The 19347-nt window shown below is 42.7% G+C and carries 22 protein-coding genes; 1 reads left to right on the top strand and 21 read right to left on the bottom strand.

The window, feature by feature from the left end:
- Window positions 1–280: 280 nt before the first annotated feature.
- The 12 genes from secA to flaG all read right to left on the bottom strand — a co-directional run bounded on the left by secA (window position 281) and on the right by flaG (window position 11285).
- Window positions 281–2791, bottom strand: coding sequence for a preprotein translocase subunit SecA (gene secA / locus NQ095_RS18790; RefSeq protein ID WP_258264964.1), 2511 nt, complete (start codon window positions 2789–2791; stop codon window positions 281–283).
- A gap of 382 nt (window positions 2792–3173) precedes the next feature.
- Window positions 3174–4289, bottom strand: a complete 1116-nt coding sequence (locus NQ095_RS18785) for a YecA family protein (protein WP_258264963.1) — start codon at window positions 4287–4289, stop codon at window positions 3174–3176.
- A gap of 130 nt (window positions 4290–4419) precedes the next feature.
- Window positions 4420–5256, bottom strand: coding sequence for a DUF1028 domain-containing protein (locus tag NQ095_RS18780; RefSeq protein ID WP_258264962.1), 837 nt, complete (start codon window positions 5254–5256; stop codon window positions 4420–4422).
- A gap of 146 nt (window positions 5257–5402) precedes the next feature.
- On the bottom strand, window positions 5403–5981 hold the full coding sequence (hpf, locus tag NQ095_RS18775; RefSeq protein WP_060672514.1) for a ribosome hibernation-promoting factor, HPF/YfiA family: 579 nt from the start codon (window positions 5979–5981) through the stop codon (window positions 5403–5405).
- A gap of 652 nt (window positions 5982–6633) precedes the next feature.
- Complete coding sequence (locus NQ095_RS22595; protein WP_375162863.1) at window positions 6634–6915, bottom strand: transposase; 282 nt, start codon at window positions 6913–6915, stop codon at window positions 6634–6636.
- Between the two features lie 153 nt (window positions 6916–7068).
- Window positions 7069–7824: an ABC transporter permease gene (locus NQ095_RS18770; protein ID WP_258264961.1), complete on the bottom strand. Its 756-nt coding sequence runs from the start codon at window positions 7822–7824 to the stop codon at window positions 7069–7071.
- 6 nt (window positions 7825–7830) lie between these two features.
- Complete coding sequence (locus tag NQ095_RS18765; protein WP_258264960.1) at window positions 7831–8163, bottom strand: MmcQ/YjbR family DNA-binding protein; 333 nt, start codon at window positions 8161–8163, stop codon at window positions 7831–7833.
- 78 nt (window positions 8164–8241) lie between these two features.
- Window positions 8242–8628 (bottom strand): DUF8042 domain-containing protein, encoded by a 387-nt coding sequence (locus NQ095_RS18760; protein ID WP_258264959.1) that lies wholly within the window; start codon window positions 8626–8628, stop codon window positions 8242–8244.
- Window positions 8629–8636: 8 nt separating this feature from the next.
- Window positions 8637–8984 carry a flagellar protein FliT gene (fliT, locus tag NQ095_RS18755; protein ID WP_258264958.1) on the bottom strand — a complete coding sequence of 116 codons (348 nt, stop codon included), beginning with the start codon at window positions 8982–8984 and terminating at the stop codon, window positions 8637–8639.
- Window positions 8984–9388, bottom strand: a complete 405-nt coding sequence (fliS, locus tag NQ095_RS18750; protein ID WP_258264957.1) for a flagellar export chaperone FliS — start codon at window positions 9386–9388, stop codon at window positions 8984–8986. The genes fliT and fliS overlap by 1 nt, the downstream gene beginning before the upstream one ends.
- Before the next feature lie 22 nt (window positions 9389–9410).
- Window positions 9411–10910, bottom strand: coding sequence for a flagellar hook-associated protein 2 (locus NQ095_RS18745; protein ID WP_258264956.1), 1500 nt, complete (start codon window positions 10908–10910; stop codon window positions 9411–9413).
- Between the two features lie 15 nt (window positions 10911–10925).
- Window positions 10926–11285, bottom strand: coding sequence for a flagellar protein FlaG (flaG, locus tag NQ095_RS18740; RefSeq protein WP_258264955.1), 360 nt, complete (start codon window positions 11283–11285; stop codon window positions 10926–10928).
- A 144-nt stretch (window positions 11286–11429) separates the two neighbouring features.
- Between flaG and NQ095_RS18735 the strand changes: the two genes are divergently transcribed.
- Window positions 11430–12089 (top strand): DNA endonuclease, encoded by a 660-nt coding sequence (locus NQ095_RS18735; RefSeq protein ID WP_258264954.1) that lies wholly within the window; start codon window positions 11430–11432, stop codon window positions 12087–12089.
- A gap of 629 nt (window positions 12090–12718) precedes the next feature.
- Here NQ095_RS18735 and NQ095_RS18730 read toward each other — a convergent pair.
- From NQ095_RS18730 to NQ095_RS18690, 9 genes are all read right to left on the bottom strand, one after another.
- Window positions 12719–13963: a flagellin N-terminal helical domain-containing protein gene (locus NQ095_RS18730; RefSeq protein WP_258264953.1), complete on the bottom strand. Its 1245-nt coding sequence runs from the start codon at window positions 13961–13963 to the stop codon at window positions 12719–12721.
- A 156-nt stretch (window positions 13964–14119) separates the two neighbouring features.
- Window positions 14120–14341 (bottom strand): carbon storage regulator CsrA, encoded by a 222-nt coding sequence (gene csrA, locus NQ095_RS18725; RefSeq protein ID WP_258264952.1) that lies wholly within the window; start codon window positions 14339–14341, stop codon window positions 14120–14122.
- A gap of 4 nt (window positions 14342–14345) precedes the next feature.
- The gene (gene fliW / locus NQ095_RS18720; protein ID WP_258264951.1) at window positions 14346–14789 is read right to left on the bottom strand and encodes a flagellar assembly protein FliW; all 444 of its coding nucleotides are present in this window, start codon (window positions 14787–14789) and stop codon (window positions 14346–14348) included.
- An 18-nt stretch (window positions 14790–14807) separates the two neighbouring features.
- The gene (locus tag NQ095_RS18715; RefSeq protein ID WP_258264950.1) at window positions 14808–15398 is read right to left on the bottom strand and encodes a DUF6470 family protein; all 591 of its coding nucleotides are present in this window, start codon (window positions 15396–15398) and stop codon (window positions 14808–14810) included.
- A gap of 74 nt (window positions 15399–15472) precedes the next feature.
- The gene (gene flgL, locus NQ095_RS18710; protein WP_258264949.1) at window positions 15473–16378 is read right to left on the bottom strand and encodes a flagellar hook-associated protein FlgL; all 906 of its coding nucleotides are present in this window, start codon (window positions 16376–16378) and stop codon (window positions 15473–15475) included.
- A 14-nt stretch (window positions 16379–16392) separates the two neighbouring features.
- On the bottom strand, window positions 16393–17970 hold the full coding sequence (gene flgK, locus NQ095_RS18705; RefSeq protein ID WP_258264948.1) for a flagellar hook-associated protein FlgK: 1578 nt from the start codon (window positions 17968–17970) through the stop codon (window positions 16393–16395).
- Window positions 17971–17999: 29 nt separating this feature from the next.
- On the bottom strand, window positions 18000–18494 hold the full coding sequence (locus NQ095_RS18700) for a flagellar protein FlgN (protein ID WP_258264947.1): 495 nt from the start codon (window positions 18492–18494) through the stop codon (window positions 18000–18002).
- A gap of 16 nt (window positions 18495–18510) precedes the next feature.
- Window positions 18511–18780 carry a flagellar biosynthesis anti-sigma factor FlgM gene (flgM, locus tag NQ095_RS18695; protein WP_309137671.1) on the bottom strand — a complete coding sequence of 90 codons (270 nt, stop codon included), beginning with the start codon at window positions 18778–18780 and terminating at the stop codon, window positions 18511–18513.
- Window positions 18781–18890: 110 nt separating this feature from the next.
- Window positions 18891–19307, bottom strand: coding sequence for a TIGR03826 family flagellar region protein (locus NQ095_RS18690; RefSeq protein WP_258264946.1), 417 nt, complete (start codon window positions 19305–19307; stop codon window positions 18891–18893).
- Between the last annotated feature and the right edge of the window lie 40 nt (window positions 19308–19347).

Genomic DNA, 19347 nt, shown 5'->3' with positions numbered 1-19347 from the left:
CTTGAGTAAACTTGGCCATATGTGCTGGTACCTCCTATTGTTGGTTGGGGTGTCCAACAATAGGGGTGCAACTCAGCTTTGCCCTGTGGGGTCTCAACTTTCCCGCTTTTCCCGCAGGAGTCGAGCACCTTCCGCTCCAATCAACTTTGCTGTTAAAATCCATCCAATAATGAACAAGCACTAATAGTGCCAGTTCCTCCATCTTAATCATAAAAACGGAAAAGTACCTGGGATTTATTTTAGCAAAATAAGTCCCAGGTATCATCTCAAATAGTAAATATTATCCGGTTATGCCGTGGCAGTGTTTGTATTTTTTGCCGCTTCCGCATGGGCATGGGTCGTTGCGTCCGACGTCTGCTTGTTTGCGGACTGGTTGTTTTTTGGCTTTTGCTCCGTCTTCTTTCGGATTGACCGCTTGGCCTTTGGCTACTTCCTGGCGTTCCAGGTTGTTGCGGATTTCCGCTTTCATGACGTATTTTGCCACGTCTTCTTCGATGGCGAGTACCATGCTTTCGAACATGGCGAATCCTTCATGCTGGTATTCACGCAGTGGATCGTTTTGTCCGTATGCACGGAGGTGGATACCTTGGCGAAGTTGATCCATGGCATCGATGTGATCGATCCATTTTGTATCAACGGCGCGAAGCAGGATGACCTTTTCAAACTCACGCATCTGTTCAGGTGTCAGCTGCTCTTCTTTTTCATTGTAGCGATGCTGTACATCTTCAAAGATGAGAGCCATCATTTCATCGGCTTCTTTTCCACGAAGATCGTTGACTGTCACGTCATTTTCCGGTAGAAGGTTGGCGTTGACGAAATCAACAATACCTTGAAGATTCCAGTTCTCCATCTCTTCCTCTGCCGTATGAGCCGCCACTTGACGTTCAATGACTGATTTGATCATGCCTTCAACGATGTCACGAAGGTTTTCAGAGTCGATGACTTCATTACGCTGTTTGTAGATGATTTCACGCTGTTGGCGCAGTACATCATCGTATTGAAGAAGCTGCTTACGGGCGTCGAAGTTGTTTCCTTCCACCCGTTTTTGAGCTGATTCTACAGCACGGCTGACCATTTTACTTTGAATCGGCTGGGAATCATCCATTCCAAGGCGTTCCATCATGCTCTTCATATTGTCGGAGCCGAACCTTCTCATCAATTCATCTTCCATTGAAAGATAGAACTGAGTAACCCCCGGATCTCCCTGACGTCCTGAACGTCCACGGAGCTGATTATCGATACGTCTTGATTCGTGACGTTCCGTACCGATGACGGCAAGACCGCCAACTTCGATGACGCCTTCTCCAAGCTTGATATCCGTACCACGACCGGCCATGTTGGTTGCGATCGTAACGGCACCAGGCTGACCCGCTTCTAAAATGATTTCCGCTTCACGGCCATGGTTTTTCGCATTCAACACATTGTGGCGTACGCCTTTTTTTGTCAGAAGCGTAGAGATAAGCTCGGAGGTTTCAACGGCAACCGTACCGACCAGTACAGGCTGTCCTTTTTCATGACGTTCTTTAATATCTTCCACTACCGCATTGAACTTCCCTTCGATGGACGCGTAAATTAAATCGGCGCGGTCATCACGAACGATCGGTCTATTCGTCGGGATGACAATGACGTTCATATTGTAGATATTACGGAACTCTTCTTCTTCCGTCTTCGCCGTACCGGTCATACCGGAAAGCTTTTCATACATACGGAAGTAGTTCTGGAAGGTGATCGTTGCCATGGTCATACTTTCATTTTGAATTTCAAGACCTTCTTTGGCTTCAATCGATTGATGCAGACCATCACTGTAACGACGACCTTTCATCAAGCGGCCCGTAAAGGAGTCAACGATGATGATTTCACCTTCCTGAACCACATAATCAACATCCCGGTGCATACTTACGTGGGCTTTTAATGCCTGGTTGATGTGGTGGTTAAGGGTTACGTGTGAAATATCAAACAGGTTATCAATATGGAAGGCTCTTTCCACCTTGCTGATCCCGTCTTCCGTCAATTGAACACCTTTCGTTTTTTCATCATATGTGTAATCTTCCTCTTTTTTCAGTGTCCGGACAACGGCGTTTGCCTGGATATAAAGCTGAGGTGTGCGTTGGGCGTTACCTGAAATGATCAATGGTGTACGTGCTTCATCAATCAGAATGGAGTCGACCTCATCAATTACGGCAAAATGAAGGCTGCGCTGAACCATTTGGTCTTTGTACAGAACCATGTTGTCACGCAGGTAATCGAATCCGAACTCGTTATTCGTCCCGTACGTGATATCTGCGTTATAGGCTTCGCGTTTCTCGTCTTTAGACATGGAGTTGAGATTAAGTCCAACAGTCAGGCCTAAGAAATTGTATAGTTTACCCATTTCCTCGGCATCACGGCTGGCCAAATAATCATTGACCGTGATAACGTGAACGCCTTTTCCCGTGATGGCATTCAAATACACAGGCATTGTCGCCGTCAGGGTTTTACCTTCACCGGTTTTCATCTCGGAGATGTTCCCTCCGTGAAGGGAAACACCACCCATTAGCTGAACGCGGTACGGATATAAACCAAGTACACGTCGTGCCGCTTCACGGACAACAGCGAACGCTTCAACGAGCATATCCTCAAGGTCTTCACCCTTTTGATAGCGTTCTTTGAAACGCTCCGTTCTTTCACGGATTTCATCATCCGTCAATCGCTCCATATCAGGACCTAATTCTTCTATTTGATCGGCCAGTTTCTCCAGCCTCTTTAATTCTCTTTTATTCGCATCGAACACTTTATTTAATAGACCAAGCATGTATAAACGCTCCTTTATCTGTGTTGGAATGAGAGCCAAACGTCACAAGTATAACGAAAGTAAATGAGATTCCGATGAGAAATATGTGAATTCCCTGTAAAAAACAAGGAGAATCACTTCACATCACTCTACTTAAAATTCGCTACTAAAACCAATTATCCTCCCACACAAACACGATATTTTCCCTATCAATCTTACCACTATCCCATATCGGTTACAACTTAAGGCTTTGAGGGACGGACCTCTATATTTCACTGTTTTGGAAGGTTGGATGCTTTCATATAAGGCTTTCTTTCCATATTAGTTGTAATTTGGGAGGTCCGTCCCTCAAAAAAAGCCGCCTTTATCAGACGACTTTCGTAGGATGAGTATTCAGTTTGGTTTAGGCGTTCGTTACTTTCAGCAGTTCGTTGACGGTGTCCTGGTAGCTTTCCCAGATTTGCTTGCTTCGTCTTGAGATGCTGTTGGCGGAGACATCGAAGTATTCTGCCAGTTCCTTTTGAACGTGGCGGATACTGATTTCATCGATGTTTTTCGCCATGTCGACCATTGCCCCCGAGTAGATTTTCGGGTTGCGGATGGTTGGGCGTTCTGTGTAGAAGTATTTTTCCAATACGGCTACGAGCAGTTCACTTTCTTTCTTTTCTTCCCCTTTTTCAGAGAGGAATTTTTGAAGGGATGTGATCGCTTCGTTATATTCCGCCGTCTTCCAGATCTCGACTCCTTCAATGGAATCCCCGGTGTTTTCATCTTCATGATTGCCTTCATCGGCACCGGCAGATTGAGATGATGCTTTTCCAGCCTTCTTCTTCTCCGCACTATAAAGCACGAATCCGACATCCGCGATTTCCAGGTACTGACCTGATAAGTAATCATGCAGAGTGTCAAATTTACCCTGTTCAAAACGGATCTTCACTAACTCCATCGCCGCTTTTTCAATCGCCGGATAAATGAAGTATTGAGCAAACGGAAGATACTTCTCTCCGTTCGGCAATAGTAATCCCAGGAAGAAACTGTTCTCTTCAAGCTTACCGAATTTTTCCGTCACGATAAGCGTATCTCCCGTGATCGCTTCCCCGACACGCAATGTATTGTCATCGAGCTTCTCTACTGTACCAGCTGTCACCCGTACATTTTTCCACGATTCCAATACCTCAGCTGTCTGTGGTCGAGTCACCGTGCTCAGCTGCTTATCCACAAATCGTTCGATCAAACGAACATCGTTAGCATCCTTCTGAGTCGCTCCGTACCAGCTGACAAAGGCCATTTCATAAATATCGGGATCTGCCTGCATTAAGTCCATCTTTGAAAGATAGTGATGGTAGGATTCCTCCATCTCGGCAGACTGGGCCGTAGCGATGAAGTCATACAGCTGTGCCTGCAGCACATCCAGTTCCTGACTCACCAGCGTATCTATATTCACAACGTTTTCACAGCATTTCTTATATTTCTTTCCACTGCCACATGGGCATGGTTCATTTCTTCCGACTGTACTCATGTTTGTATTTACCTCCAACTTCTCTGAGTCCCGTACACAAAGGTTCATTATATAACATTTCAAGCAAGCATTAAACTGTTTTAAAACAAGAAAAAAGAACCAATCATTTTCCGACTGGTTCTTTTTCCATTTATCTTGTCTGCTTTTTCAAATAATCCAAGACATCCAGATCGATATAATTCTCTTCCTGCTCACGCATTTCAAAGTTTTCTGTGTGGAGGTAATCTTTCAAATTTTGATAGAGGGACTGCTTTTCTTTCGCATAGCCAAGACGGGTGAGTTCCCGCTCCACTTCATCATAAATATCACCTTCAAGGAGTACCACCCTGCCGGCATCCGACTCTTTAAAATACAGCTGGTGCAACTGATAGATCCGCTTCAATTCCTTAATGGGTGAAGCATGATCGTCGACCCTCAGATCAATATACCGATCATTGAACCCGCCATATCCCCCTTTTTCTTTAACGACTAAAAGGGCAGCGGACTGCATGCCACGGGAATCACCGCCTGCTTCCTGACCGGCTTCGAGGGCGTGGAGCAGCCTTTCAGCCAAAGATCCACTGGTGGACTCAAAGGTATCCGCCATCGCCTTCACGGTTTGATCATCCACTAAAATATTTCCCTGAGCAGCAAAATGCTTACCAGTCTGTCCACCGGCCCAATCATAGCACCCTTCACCCGTGAACGTTGCTGGGTTTCCACTAGCATCGATTAATCCCACCTGGCGTAATGGACGTTCCGGGTCATCTCTTGTGATGATTTCAAGGGCTTCCTCCGCCGTCTTGCCTTCTGACATCAGTTGAAGTGCATGAGGTCCATAAGAAGTGTTGGCGTAAGATTGAGTCGCGACTGCCCCGACTCCCGCTTTCGCAAATGGAACAACCGAACCAACACCGAGGAACTTGGACTGGACTGCAATCCCCCATTCTTTCTCTTCCGGGTCAAAGCCTACAATGGAATACGTCATGGTGGATCCTCCTTTAGATTAAAGCGTCTATTTAAAACAAAAACCCTTATTTTATACTATCAAGATTCGACAAAAAGGGGGATGAATCCTTTTTTTTACAAAAAAACCTGCAGTCCAGGAGACTACAGGATTTAAGGTTATTCAGATTAGTTTGTTTCAATCAAACCGTACTTGCCGTCACGACGCTTGTACACAATGTTCGTTGCGTTAGTCTCTGCGTCCGTGAAGATGAAGAATGTGTGACCCAGCATATTCATCTGCAGGATCGCTTCTTCGCTGTCCATCGGTTTAAGATTGAACTGCTTCGTTCTTACTACTTCCGTATCGTCCTCATCCTCCAGCTCAACGGCAGCTGCGCCGTTAGGAGAAACATGATTCAGATCTTCCTGAGCTGCGAAGAACTCCTTCGGGCTGCCCTTTTCACGCATCTTACGGTTCACTCTTGTCTTATGTTTGCGAATTTGACGCTCCAATTTATCTACTATCAGATCAATGGCCGCATACATATCTGCGTTGCGTTCCTCTGCACGTAGCACTAATTGCGGCATTGGAATAGTCACTTCAGTTTTCGTATTTTTATCAGGATACACTTTTAAATTAACATGTACATTTGCATCAGGAGTTTCATTAAAGTAACGGTCTAACTTGCCAATCTTCTTCTCCACGTGTTCGCGAATCGCTGGAGTTACCTCAATGTTCTCGCCTCGAATGTTGTAGTTCAACATGTAAACTCCTCCTTTTAAAAATAAAGCTATGTTTATATATTCTCCATTCCCTTCATTTATCCTTCTTAAACTTTCTAAATTTTTTGTCAATTTTTTGTGAAGTTTGTTAATTCGTGTCGAAAAGGTTGTTATGACGGGAGTTGAGAATGGTTAAGAGTGCGGTGGTTTGTTGGTATGTAGAGAGCACCTGGCACTCTTTATATTATTTTTATCTCTTTTTTGGAGGGGGTTAGTCGTTAGGTATGTGGAGGTTTTGTGGAGAGTTTGGGGCGGAATTGTGAACGTGATTATTAACGGGAGACTAGAACTGGATTTTGTACCTGGCACAGATGATGCAGATTGTACCAGGTACAAAAATGAAATCAAGATTTTAAAAGAGGTTGGTCCCAGTCCTTAATTCTAAATTTCGTTTCTACATAAAATTTATATTTCTCATGTGGGTAATCCCCAAGATTTGAAAGAATCCTTTGACTATCAACAATTGACTTGAATCCTGGAGTTATATAGCTTTTATAGCTGCTCCAATGATAGTCTTCAGGCTTCTTAGAGTAATTCGACTTTACCGGGTTCAAATGAATATAACTGGTCGTATCGATCAGCTGCTTAGAGTTTTTAATTAGTTTGGCAAAGTACCGATCCTGAAACACATGGCCTACATAATGATATTTTCGGTTAAAGTACCTGGCATAAATGGAGTGAGTGTAATGGATAATGTCTGAGGGAGAATCATTAGTGTTCCAATGATGAGATGAACATGATTGGGCATGAGGCAATAGGAGTGAAGAAGGAATGGGGTTCTTTCTTTAGCTTTTTGAGTTAAAGATAAATAATGGAGATAGTCTTTTCTATCTCTAAAAAGATTGTTTTTTCTGTTCCCGCGGGCAGTTATGTGATAAATGGCTCCAGGGTACCAGACTCTAAGGTTTCTTGTCATATACTCTTCCTTTCTAAGATAAAGGTACAAGTATTATAATTCGACATTATTCGAAAAATTCCTGCTGAAATGAGTTTTATTGAGCGAGATGGGAAGTTTAAATTTGTACCAGGTACATTTACTGCATTTTGTACCTGGTACAAAAACAACCCACTAAACATCCACATCCCTCTTCCCAAAACTCCACCAAGCCAATCCACCAAACCCAACCAAATAAACCACAATCACCCCAACCGAACACCAAAACGTCATCCCTTCAAACGGTGGAGTCCCGAAGAAATACTGCTGTAAATCAGTATTCGCAAAAAGCAGATATCTCCCCCAGTTCATACCAAGCTCGTTCATCAAAACCAAAAATGTCCCAATAGAAAAGGTGAGAAAAATAGTAGAACCAATCGCAAACGAACTGCTTCTCGTTACCACAGAAAAGGTAAAAGCAAACGAACAAATCACCATCATTTCTATGAATCTCAGTACGTAAGCACCTGCCACGATGAAAAAGTTCTCGTTCAAATCAAAGAAACTATCATAAAACCATAGTGAACCTAGCACGGCTGAAAACAAGAAATGAGAGGCTGTTAGAACGGTCGCGATGACTAGCACGGTTATGTATTTGGAAAGTAGAACTTTCACGCGGTTAATAGGCCTGATGAGCAAAAGCTTTATGGTGCCGGATGAAAACTCACTTGAAACGATATCTCCTGCAATGATCAGAGTGAAGAGTTGAATGATCATAAGGAGGTTAGAGCTGATCCGCATATATTCCCAAAATGAAAATTGGATGCCGTCGAACAGGAGATAGACAAAAAGGGACGCGATGGAATCGATGAAGACGATGAGACCCAGTGAAATCCACATACGTGGTCGGGAGATTTGTTTTATGAGTTCATTGGTGATTAAATTCATCATGTTTCTTCATCCATTCTGAATTTGATTGGCCAGTCTCTTGGGTGCAGCAATCAAATAGCCCTCACGAATCAATCCATCAATGGTTTGCCAGCCCACTTCCTCTACCCCAACCAACACCCAGCCATGTCTCCCTATGTACGGTGCTTTAATATAACCGGGCTGTTCGAGAAGGATTTCCTGGATAGCAGGGAGAGTTTTAATCGATAAGGTCTCCCCGATGATGACAAATGGTTTGTCCTTCACGCGGAAGGATATATGTCCGAACCCGTCTACATGTTCATAAACCTCGGGGTAACTAAGACAGCGTCTTCTAATCTCCTGTATCACACTATTTTCCATACCGGTGTCCTCCAGCATTTTCTATTATTATAGCATGAGAGTTTTTGGAAAAAGAAAAAAGCCTCGGGGATTCGAGACTCAGTGTGTTAGATATGGGTTTAGTTCGGTTTCAATCGCTTCTTTCCAAGTAGAAAAGGCTGGGGACAGGTTTTCCTGAACGATACTTTGTTTGAATAGGTTGTTCTCCAGCTGTCCATCCAGTTTCCATGCCTGATCAGTCACTGTATCAAATGCGTTTAAAGCTTTCTGAATGCCTTCCCTCTCAAACATATCTTTCAACAAAGAATTGCTTTCTGAAATCTGACCGATAGCCATGAAGACATCCGAAAGGACCCGGTCTCCTTCTGTTTTGCTTAAATCAGTGAAGCTTGCTTCCACATACTTCAGTGCTTCTTCGATTGTATCGAGCATTCCGACGTATTGTTGGACCAATTCGTACTGTTTTTCGTCTAGTTTCGTTGTCAAAGAATCACCTATTTCTTTTTATCGTAGAACATCCCGTCATATTGGAGGGATTCGTATGGATTTGAGTACTTTTGAACTGATGTCTTCTTCTTGGTCAATCCATTCATGTCTCGTTTGATTTCCAATCGCAATTGAGCCAGCTGCCGATCGATTTGCTGATTCCAAACGATCATATGCTTACCGAGCTCCTGCTCATCATGAGTATATGGTGGCTTTATGGTATCAAGTAGGCTCTGTCTCTTTTCTAAAAGAGCTTCCACTTCTTCAATCGTAGTTTCCCTGTTTTCATCATTCACTTGTTCCAATGCTTCTTTCAATTGCTTCGTGATCGTATAGCACAGAAGAACCGAGCTCATTACGCCTGTCCACCTTGACCGGCATGTTGCTTCTGGCGGTTCAGTTGAATGACTTCTTTCCACGTGTCACGGAAGTCAGTGATGAGACCCTCTACTTCTTCTAAAATCGATGCGTCATTCTTGATATTAGCTTCTGTTAAACGACGATTGATGTAATCGTAAAGAGACATCAGGTTTTGCGAGACTTCAAGATCCGTGTTCAACGTCACCATCAGCTCGTTCACGATGGCTTGAGTCTTTTGGATATTGGTATTTTTCAGTTCAATATTTTTCTCTTCAATCGCCTTTTTCGCGATATGAATAAATTTCAGGCTTCCGTTATAGAGCATAAGGGTGAGTTCACCTGGTGATGCGGTGTTGACCGAGTTGTTCTGGTATGCTGCATACGGGTTGTTGATGGCCATAGTGACACTCCTTTAGTTGTGATTAACCGCCGAATTGGTTCATAAGGAACATGGATTGTTCGTTGGAACGCTGGATGGCTTTTTCCATGGCGGTGAATTGGCGCCAGTAGCGGTCTTCGACTTGATTTAACCGGTCTTCGAATCGGTCCATTTGGCTGTCCATGTTGTTTAGTAAACGACCGAGGGTAAAGGTATTATTTGTGCTAGACGCTTTCCCTGCTTTTTGCTCAATGCTGTCCATAGTATCTTTCAACGTATCACGTAAACGACGGGCGATCCCTTGTTCATTGGACGTCGCACCATCTTTGGCAAAAATCTCATAGATTGCATTCGGGTCTTTGGAAATCGCTTCTTTCAGTTTATTTTCATCAATAATCAGCTTTCCACGATCCAGGTAGTTACTGGACGTTTCGATACCGATTTGAGCTAACTGACTAACTCCCGATGTTCCACCAGAAATTGGTGAATACAGATCTGTTCTCATTTTATTGAGACCAGATGTTAGAACGGAATCGTTTCTCAGAGTACCACTGCGGGACTTTTCTTCCCATAACTCGATTTCTTTTTCTTCCATTGATTCTTTTTGTTCAGCCGTCAATGGTTGGAAATCACGATATTTTTTTTCGTTTACTTCCCCGTTTACTTTTTCGATGAGTTTGTTGTATTCGTCGACGAATTTGACGATTTTTTCTAGGATTTTGTCGGTGTCGGGTGCAGAAGTAAAGGTGACAGGGCCAGTTGACTCGTTTTTTAACGTTAGTTCAAAACCATTGATGGTAAAGGTGTTTGAAGGTCTTGTCGTCGTAAGTCCATTATAAGTAAACGTTGCGTTTACCCCTTCCTGACGCATTCCACTAAAATTTGAATCTGTTAATTGCAGACTATCAAAGAATGTACCTGTTTCATCTGAAAGAACGATATCATTCCCAGTCGCGTCACCTGAGTTTTTAGCAGTAAACGAAAATTTCTGTGACTTCTCGTCAAAGAAAACAGAAACTCCCGACTGTTGATTGATCTTTGATATCAAACTATTTAAAGTCTCTTTTTCTGGATCAAATTCAATGGATGTTCCTTTAGGATCTAACGTCCCATCTTTAAGAACAGATTTAATATTTATTTTTTGAGTACCAGTAAGGCCCATTAAATCTTTTATCGTCTTGGATGAATCCGTAATTCCGGTAACTCCACTAATGGTCGTTGCAGATTTTGCTAGATTTCCAACTTCCAGTGTTCCCGAAAAATCGGTTGTCGAATTAATATTTTTAACAGACACGACAGAAGGATCAGATACACTAATCGTCTTCTGCGTATACGTCCCCTGCTTCATTACCCCGTCAAAAATAAGATTACTAAAATCAAACATCATCTTATTCATATCCCTGTAATCATCGCGTTGCCATTCAAGGTATTGCTTCTTCTGTTCCAGTTTATCTAAAGGAATTCGTTCCGCCTTCATTAAATCTTTTATGATTTGATCCGTGTCCATACCACTGGCAAGGCCACCAATTCGCATATCAGCCATATGTATCTCCTTCCATTAAACCTTCTTATCGACAAGTAAACCAACAAATTCCGTCATTGCGGCATGCATATCAAGCATTTTCTTTGCTGGTATTTCTTTCACTATTTCCTGCGTACGATCATCGACAATCGTCACATAATATTCTTTCAATTTATCATGAAATTCAAATTTGAGGTGTGTGTTCGAAGTGGACATAAACTCATTCATCCCATGAACGACATCTTCCATTTTTTCTTTGGTGACAGGTTCTTTGGTTGTGGTTTCTTCATGGTGTCGTTCCTGTGCTTGAATTTGTTTCACTTCTTCTCTTGTTTGGTTCTCTAATCTAGTAAATGATTGTACTCCTGAAACTCCGCCTGTCACTTTATCAATCATCTTTTGATCCTCCTGAGGGTTATATGGGTTATATCGGTGTTCGTTGGGGAAAGTTTAGGGAGAATAGGCTTTATTTTGATTCAAAGAGGGTATGTATTAAAATGAATACAGAACATAAGTTCTCATTTGAAGGGGTTGTAATAGATGGAGAAGTTCCTTAATCTATCTTCTATTCAAAGAAATTTACTCGTAGGAAGCATAATGGGTGATGGAGAAATCACCAAATTATATCCTAATTCTCGTCGGAAAAATCATAGTTATCGTGAACATTATGGTGTAGAACAAGAAAGTTATCGAATTTGGAAAGCATCCTTCTTTCCAGATCTCTTCTATCTAACAAAGAAAAGTCAAACCATGCGTTCAAAGTCTGATCCCCTTTTCACCGAGCTATTCCCTTACTTTTACAATAATCAATCTAAGCAAATTCCAATAAAGCTTTTGAAATATTGTACCTCCCCCTATTTCTTAACAGCACTTTATCTTGACGATGGCTCTCTATCAATCTCAAAAAGAATTAATCATCGAAACAAGAAGATTTATTTAACCCCACATATATATTTATACCTTCAAAATTATTCTAAGAAAGAACTTGAAGTACTACAGCAACACATTTTAAGTACATTTCATATTGAGTTCAAACTAAGTAAAAGAAGAGATGGTCATGGTTATGTTTTAAAAGGAACATCAACAGACTTAACATACAATTTCTTGAACTTACTTTCGCCCATTACTTTGACATGCGAAAATATGTACTATAAGTCTAATTGGGAATGGAGGATCAATCAGGAGAGCAAAAGTTTTTAGTACAATATCCTAATTATCAAATTGTCGCTTCTTCTTCGAGTAGAAATAAGAATTACTCTGATAAAGAGATAAATGAGATGGTAACCCTCAAGATGAATGGTTTTAAAGATAAGGAGATTGCGAATACCTTAGCCAGAAGCTATTGGTCAGTTGTGAATAAATTGCGTGAATTACGGAATGGTGGGATATTGTAATTATTAATGACAAGGAGAAAAAGAGACCCTAGGAAGCCTACGGTCTCTCTTAAACAATTTAATATTAACGAAGAAGTTGTAAAACTCCTTGTGGTTGTTGGTTCGCTTGCTTTGCGACTATGTCTTTCGATCATAGAATAGACTATATCTTCACCCTTGTATGTAAGGGGCTGGGCACTTCGAACAGTGTTTACTGCCCTACGAGATTCATAGTCATGGCTTTCGCCTTAGACCGTGTTCTCTAGTCGTTGAACCTTCTCCAGAGTTTCCTCACAGGAGCTTGGCTGCTGATTATCCATTGTTTCATCTCTATCATTTTCAAACCGTTCCGCCTACCGTTTCCAGTTACGTTGTGGTTGATAGAACTTTAGGAAGTTCCAGCAATTCACCCAGTTATAATCCAGCTCGTTACCAAACTGGACGCCCTCGAATCAATTATCTCAGAAGTTGTAATACTCCTTGAGGCATTTGATTGGATTGAGCCAACATTGCTTGTGCTGCTTGAGAAAGGATAGAATTCTTTGTTTGATCCATCATTTCTTTCGCCATGTCTACGTCACGAATACGAGATTCAGCTGCAGTTAAGTTTTCAGAAGAGGTATTAAGGTTGTTAATAGTATGTTCTAAACGGTTTTGATTTGCTCCAAGTTTAGAACGTTCTTTTGAAACTTTTTGAATAGCTTCATCTAATACACTAACTGCTGTACCAGCTTGGCTCTTTGTAGAAACTTGTAGATTACGTACACCTAGAGTATCTGCTCTCATATCTTCAAAAGACAAATTAAGTGTTTGTCCTTGGTTTGAGCCAATTTGGAAGTCAGCACTTCCATCAGCGCGGACATCTTTCGCTGCAGTTTCTGTAGAGAAATTTGATAATGCATTGGATGCGGCTTCTTTACGTACACCTGCAGAACTTTTAACATCAATTGTAAACCCGTTAAGTTGCCCAGCAGTTCCTGCTCCAGCAGCTGTAAGTTCCATTTGGTTAGTTGTCGTTCCATCAAAAGCTGCAGTAGCTGAACCCTCAGTGGTTATTGCAGCGAAAATATCATCAATTGAATCAGAACTTATATCAGTTACGTCAAACTCAGCAGTGTGCTGTGTTCCATTAATAGACCATGTAGCAGTGACTTTATCACCATTTGCTATGCCTAAATTATTCCCATTTCCATCAAGCAATCCATCCAATGTAGCACCAGTAACATTGGCAGCATTCATAGTGTTAGAGATTTTATGAGTTGCTGAACTTTGGCCTGCTCCCATATCTCCATTTAATAATTTCTTAGTGTTGAACTCAGTCTGTTCACCAATTCGTTGAATTTCTTCTCCCAATTGGTTAATTTCATCTTGGATATTACTACGATCTTCAGTAGTGTTTGTATCATTTGAAGATTGAACAGCTAATTCACGCATACGTTGTAAAATAGAATGCGTTTCATTTAAAGCACCTTCTGCTGTTTGAATCATAGAGATTCCATCTTGTGAGTTTTTACTAGCTTGATCTAACCCACGAATCTGTCCACGCATTTTCTCAGAAATTGCAAGACCAGCAGCATCATCCCCAGCACGGTTAATACGAAGACCTGAAGATAATTTCTCCATAGATTTAGACTGTGCAGTAGAAGCACTGTTTAATTGACGGTAAGTATTCAACGCAGCAATATTATGATTAATTCTCATAACAATAATTTCCTCCTTGAAAGTAAGCCCACATCCATGTGAACTATATCATTTTTAGTTTACAATAAGTCAAAAAGGTCGGCCGCCCTTCTCCTCATTGCTTACAATACTATTATCGGTCGTTTCAACTAGTGTTTAATAGTTTGAGAAAAATAATTAATCATTTTTTGGCAAAAGGTTAAACAGATTGTCGATTCCTTTCGAAGCTTCGGTGTTTTCATTCTGAATAGAGAGATAGACTTCTTTTCGATGGATATCTACGTTCTTTGGTGCATTGATCCCGAGTTTCACTTGATCCCCATTTACCGAAATGACCGTTAGCTCAATGTCATCCCCAATCTGAATACTTTCTCCGGTTTTTCTTGTCAATACTAGCATCCCCTCACCCCTTCTTTCCTGCAGGCTGAGCAAAGATCAGGTGCTTGGTTTGGTAGTTTGAGTTTGTTAAGATAACTTGTTTTCCTTTGCGATTTGACAGGTTAAGAAGAATAGGGGCCTGTAAATTAGCCGTAGATTCATTAAGCGTGTCTCGTACAGTAAGAATAGAAAGCACCTGCACTTCTTTTTCAGAAGGATTCCCTAGAGACTCCACACTAGCCTGATCCAACTCAAAATCATAGTCCTTAAAGAACACAAACGGATCTGTCACGACAAATCCAAGCTGGTGTGTCGTCACTGATTGCAATATATGAAACCACTCATTTTCCGGAAGTGGCAACAATACAAACTGCTTCTCTTCCCCAAACCCTGGAATCCCGTGTTCAAATGTCAGAACATCTTCTGACTCCACTTCTATTTCTCCATGATACTTCGTATTGATTTTCATCCGCTTCATTCCTTCATTCTAAATTTCTTGTTCATAATTGATCCCTACGTGCTTTAGGTTAGCAAAATCAATTTGTAAGTCTGCATATCGTTTTAAACTGACATCGACCTGTGCTGGAGTATACTGTATGTTGGGCTTTTGAGGTCGAGAGTGATTCACGACTTTTTGAGGTTCAATGTTCACCTTCACACTACCCGGATCATAGCTAATTTTGACGCTTCCTGCGGAGGGAATCCATCCGATGTTGAATTCATACATCGGATCTTCACTGTTTCGTTTAGCCTGGGCGGCAATCGCACCTCCGCCATTTTCGATCATCATCAGTTCATCACCGTCCTGAGCGACACGGGCAAGTCCCGCCAGCCAGTCTTCATACCCTTGCTGGGAATATTCTTCAATCCTGCGGCGCACCGATTTCAAGTCCATATCAGCTCTTGCCTCAGTTTGGTCAATGGTCAGTTTGGATGGCGTCCGTTCTATGTCCATCTTTGCCTGTGGCTGCTGGATATCCAATTCTGCCGGCGGCTGTTCAATGTCCATGCGTCCTTGTGTCGTCCGGATGCTCAGGGCTGCTGAAGTGGACTGCAATCTTATTTGTGGAACGTTCACACTTATTCACCTCCATATAAAAAGGAACTGACCCTAAGGTGACAAAACACCTTAAAGGGTCAGTCCCCTTGCTTTTATCGTAGAAAATCCATTAATGTCGGCTGAATGATTCTGGCCCCGACGCTGAGTGCCGCTCTGTGGACACTTTCCTGGGTTTTCAAGTCTGTGATGACGCGTTCGATGTCGGCATCTTCATTATCAGAAAGAATTCGGTTTGCTGTTACTTCTTGTTGACCCAGTCGGTCGTCTACCATTTCAAGGCGATTGTATCTGGCACCTAGCTCAGAACGTTCTGCTGATAACGTGTTCATGACGTCATCCAATTCCTCAAGCTGACCGTCAAGAGAAGAAACATCTCCAGATTCTAATGCCTTTTGGATATTGTGTACTGTATCAAACAGTTTCTGGTTAAAGACCTTATTTGGGTTTACATTTGCTTTTAAAGAAACACCTTGTGACACCTCTACAGGATAAGCGTCGATAGCACCACTGCCTAAATTGTCAGCGACCTGTGGAGCACTTCCGTCTGCGGGGTTCCCATCTTTGATTGGGGAATTCCCAACGTCTGTACCATGGAAAATATATCTTCCAGCCACTTTTGTTTCAGCAACGCTGACCAGATCCTTTTTAATCTGTTCAATTTCTGTCGCAACGGCTTTACGGTCTTCGGGACTCAATGTTCCATTTTTCCCTTGAAGCGTCAATTCCCTGACACGCTGCAACCCTTGATTCGCCTGATCGATTCCTGACTCCGAGTTTTCCATCCACAGGTAAAGCTCAGAAAGATTCCGCTTATATTGCTCAATCCCTGTGAGATTAGAACGATAAAACATCCCTTTCATCGCAACAACCGGATCATCCGAAGGCTTCGTGATCTTCTTTCCTGTGGCCAACTGGTCCTGTAGCTGCCCCATTCGTCCATAAGAAGAACTTAAATTTCTCATCGAATTTGCAGTCAGCATACTTTGTGTTACGCGCATCTTATTTCACCTACCTATCTTCCAACGGTACCCATGCCGTTGATGATTTTGTCGAGCATTTCGTCCTGCAGTGTGATCATTCTGGCAGAGGCGTTGTAGGCATGCTGGAATTTGATCATGTCGGTCATTTCTTCGTCAAGGGACACTCCGCTGACGGACATTCGACGTTCGTCGACGGCTCCTCTTAATACAGCGGAGTTCTTCGCGAGTCGAACAGATTCTTGTGATTCTACGGCCATTTTCCCGATTACGGATTCAAAATGACTTTGGAATGAGGCTTCTTTTTCACCGTAAGGCAGTTTAGTCGTTGTGATGATGTCGGCAAGTGCCAGAACGTTTGATGCGTCTCCGAGGGTCGGATTACCTGCCCCTGCTGTTGCGATGTTATCAAGGTTGCTCATTTCATCGGCAACCTGCATCCTTTGAGCGAAGCCTTCTTTCGACACACTGTCCAAGTCAGCAGAAGCATTCTTTGCATCCTGGAAGAACTTCGGTGTATCAGGAGTAGCGGTGTCAGGATCAAAGTTCGGATCATTCATCTGTTCCGGCGTGAATCCTTGTTGATGCTGGTCATTGAATGCTTTGGCAAATTCATACGCCATGCTGTCCAGTTCATCGAGCATACTGATGTAGGAGCCTTCTGCTTCACCGTCTTCATTTTTGTAGCCGTATGTATCGACAAGGGCTCTGAGTTTTCCTTCACCTTGAGATAAGAAGTCTTTGATATCGAGTGTTTGTTGACCAATTGAGACGGAATCTACCGAATTTTGAGGACCATCATAGGTAAGCTTAACTTCATTCACACCATTTTTCCCGACTAGGTTGACGGCGAGGTTTCCGTCTTTCCCGACCAAGGTGACCGTGACGGCACCTTCTGCGATAGGAGACGACTGTCCTCCATTGGACTGGTAGCTCGTTTGGATGGAAACATGCTGTGAAAGTTCATCGATCAAGCGGTCACGCTCATCGTATAGATCATTCGGGAGATAGCCGTGTGGTTCAACATCGGCTATTTGCTTATTGATGTTATCGATTTGTTTCGACAGAGAATTGATTTGCTTTTCGCTGACAGATAGCTCATTTTTCAGATCGCCTCTGACACTTGTTAAAGAAGAGGATAAGTAATTGAATGTTTCAGCAACGGCTTTCCCTCTTTCGACTACCACTGAACGTGCACCAGCATTGGACGGGTTAACGGCTAAATCCTGAAGGGACTGCCAAAACATATCCATCGTTTTCGATAAGCCTGAATCGGATGGTTCATTCATGACCTCTTCCATCTTCTTCATCGCTTCCATTTTTGTGTCCCAGTAGCCGAGCTTTTGGTTTTCGCCTCTATACTGCATGTCCAGGAATGAATCACGCACGCGTTGAATCGAACCGGCTTCGACTCCCGTTCCGATTTGGCCGGGGATTTGTGGACGGTTCATAGAGGGGGCAGGATAGGGTGTCGTTTGTTCAAAGTTGACTCGTTGACGGGTATATCCAGGGGTATTCGCGTTGGAGATATTGTGACCGGTTGTATAAAGGGCGCCCTGCTGGGTGTACATGCCTCGTTTTGCCGTTTCCAGGCCCATAAAAGTGGATCGCATGGTGTTGCCTCCGTTTCAATTAGTAAGTGCTATGCCTTCGAATCAAAGATAGATCGACTTGCCGGTGCTTTTTTTTCACCGTTTGGTCGTGAGTAAGTGGATTGTTCCGGCTGTGGTTGCGTCATGGATAGATTCATATTCACGAATTGTAGAGATTGATAGACTAGCTTTTGATTCAGCTCGTTTTGGACTCTCAATTCTCCGATGATTTCGACAAGTTTTTGCTGCCAGTGGACAAGTGTTTCTTGTTCTTGGGGTGCACTGTGCTCAATGCACTGAGAAATGGTTGGTGCCCCGTTGAAAGCCACTCCCCGTGATTGAAGATAGTGACTGGATTCTCTTTGTCGTTCTGCTTCCACCGTATTGATGGCGGCCAGATGCTTCTGCTCACCCTTCAATACACGATCAAGTTCACCCATATCACCTTTTTTGATGACATCCGTTTTATTCACAGAAAGGTCGAACAAACTTTTGTGCAGCTTATAGAGTTTTTCAAGTGTTGTCGTAAGGTTTGTAGCTGACATGTTTGTTCGCTCCCCTTTATTGTCCATTATAGAAATTCTTTAATCCTTTAGCAACGGCTTTCGGCTCGATGGTGTAATTCCCGCTCTGTACCTGATCTTTTAGAGACTCTACTCGCGCCTGGCGCTCTTTGCCGAGTTTGGAAACCTCCTGCATTTCTTTGGCAGCAGAAGAAATTTCGATTTTGTCGGATGCCGGTTTGCCCGCTTTCCCGACCTCATCCATTTTGTTCAAGTTGCGCTTATAAGGATTGATGTTCTGATTTCCGATAGAGTTAATCTTCATCATTTTCCCTCGCTTTCTTCACGTACATGGTTTCTACCTAGTATATCGGATGAAAACAGGTTTTGTTTAGTGTCAGGGACTGGTTAGTTCTTCCTGAATTCCATTCCTTACGACTAGTTCTTATCTCTCATCGTGTAATAGGTTCTCTGACCCGATTCCTGGGATTTTCTCTTCCATTCCTGTTCGGTATCGAACTTTTTCAGATCACTTGCAAGCTCTGATGAACAGTCACCGCAGATCCGTCCCGTCCCTATAATCTTCCCGCATTTATCACAAGGATAACCCATATTCGGAAATTGCCTCGTCTGGATGCGACCTTTTTTCACCCATTTATATAGAAGTTCCTCGTCTACTCCGGTTACTTCAATGACCCGCTCCATGGTCGCAGCACGGTTCTCCCGTTTCTTTAAAAATTGGTAGACGGTCTCATACATATTTTCTTCTTCTCTAAAACACTTGTCACACACATCACGGAATTTATTTTGCATAAAAATCGCGTTGCAACGTTGACAGTTGATGATTTCTGACATATCTGTTTCCTCCCGGTGAAGCTTCTCTTACACTTTATAT

The organism is Rossellomorea sp. SC111 (assembly GCF_024733565.1).
GTDB lineage: Bacteria > Bacillota > Bacilli > Bacillales > Bacillaceae_B > Rossellomorea.
The sequence above is the reverse complement of the archived record's forward strand: the minus strand, read 5'-3'. Positions and strand labels throughout refer to the sequence as shown.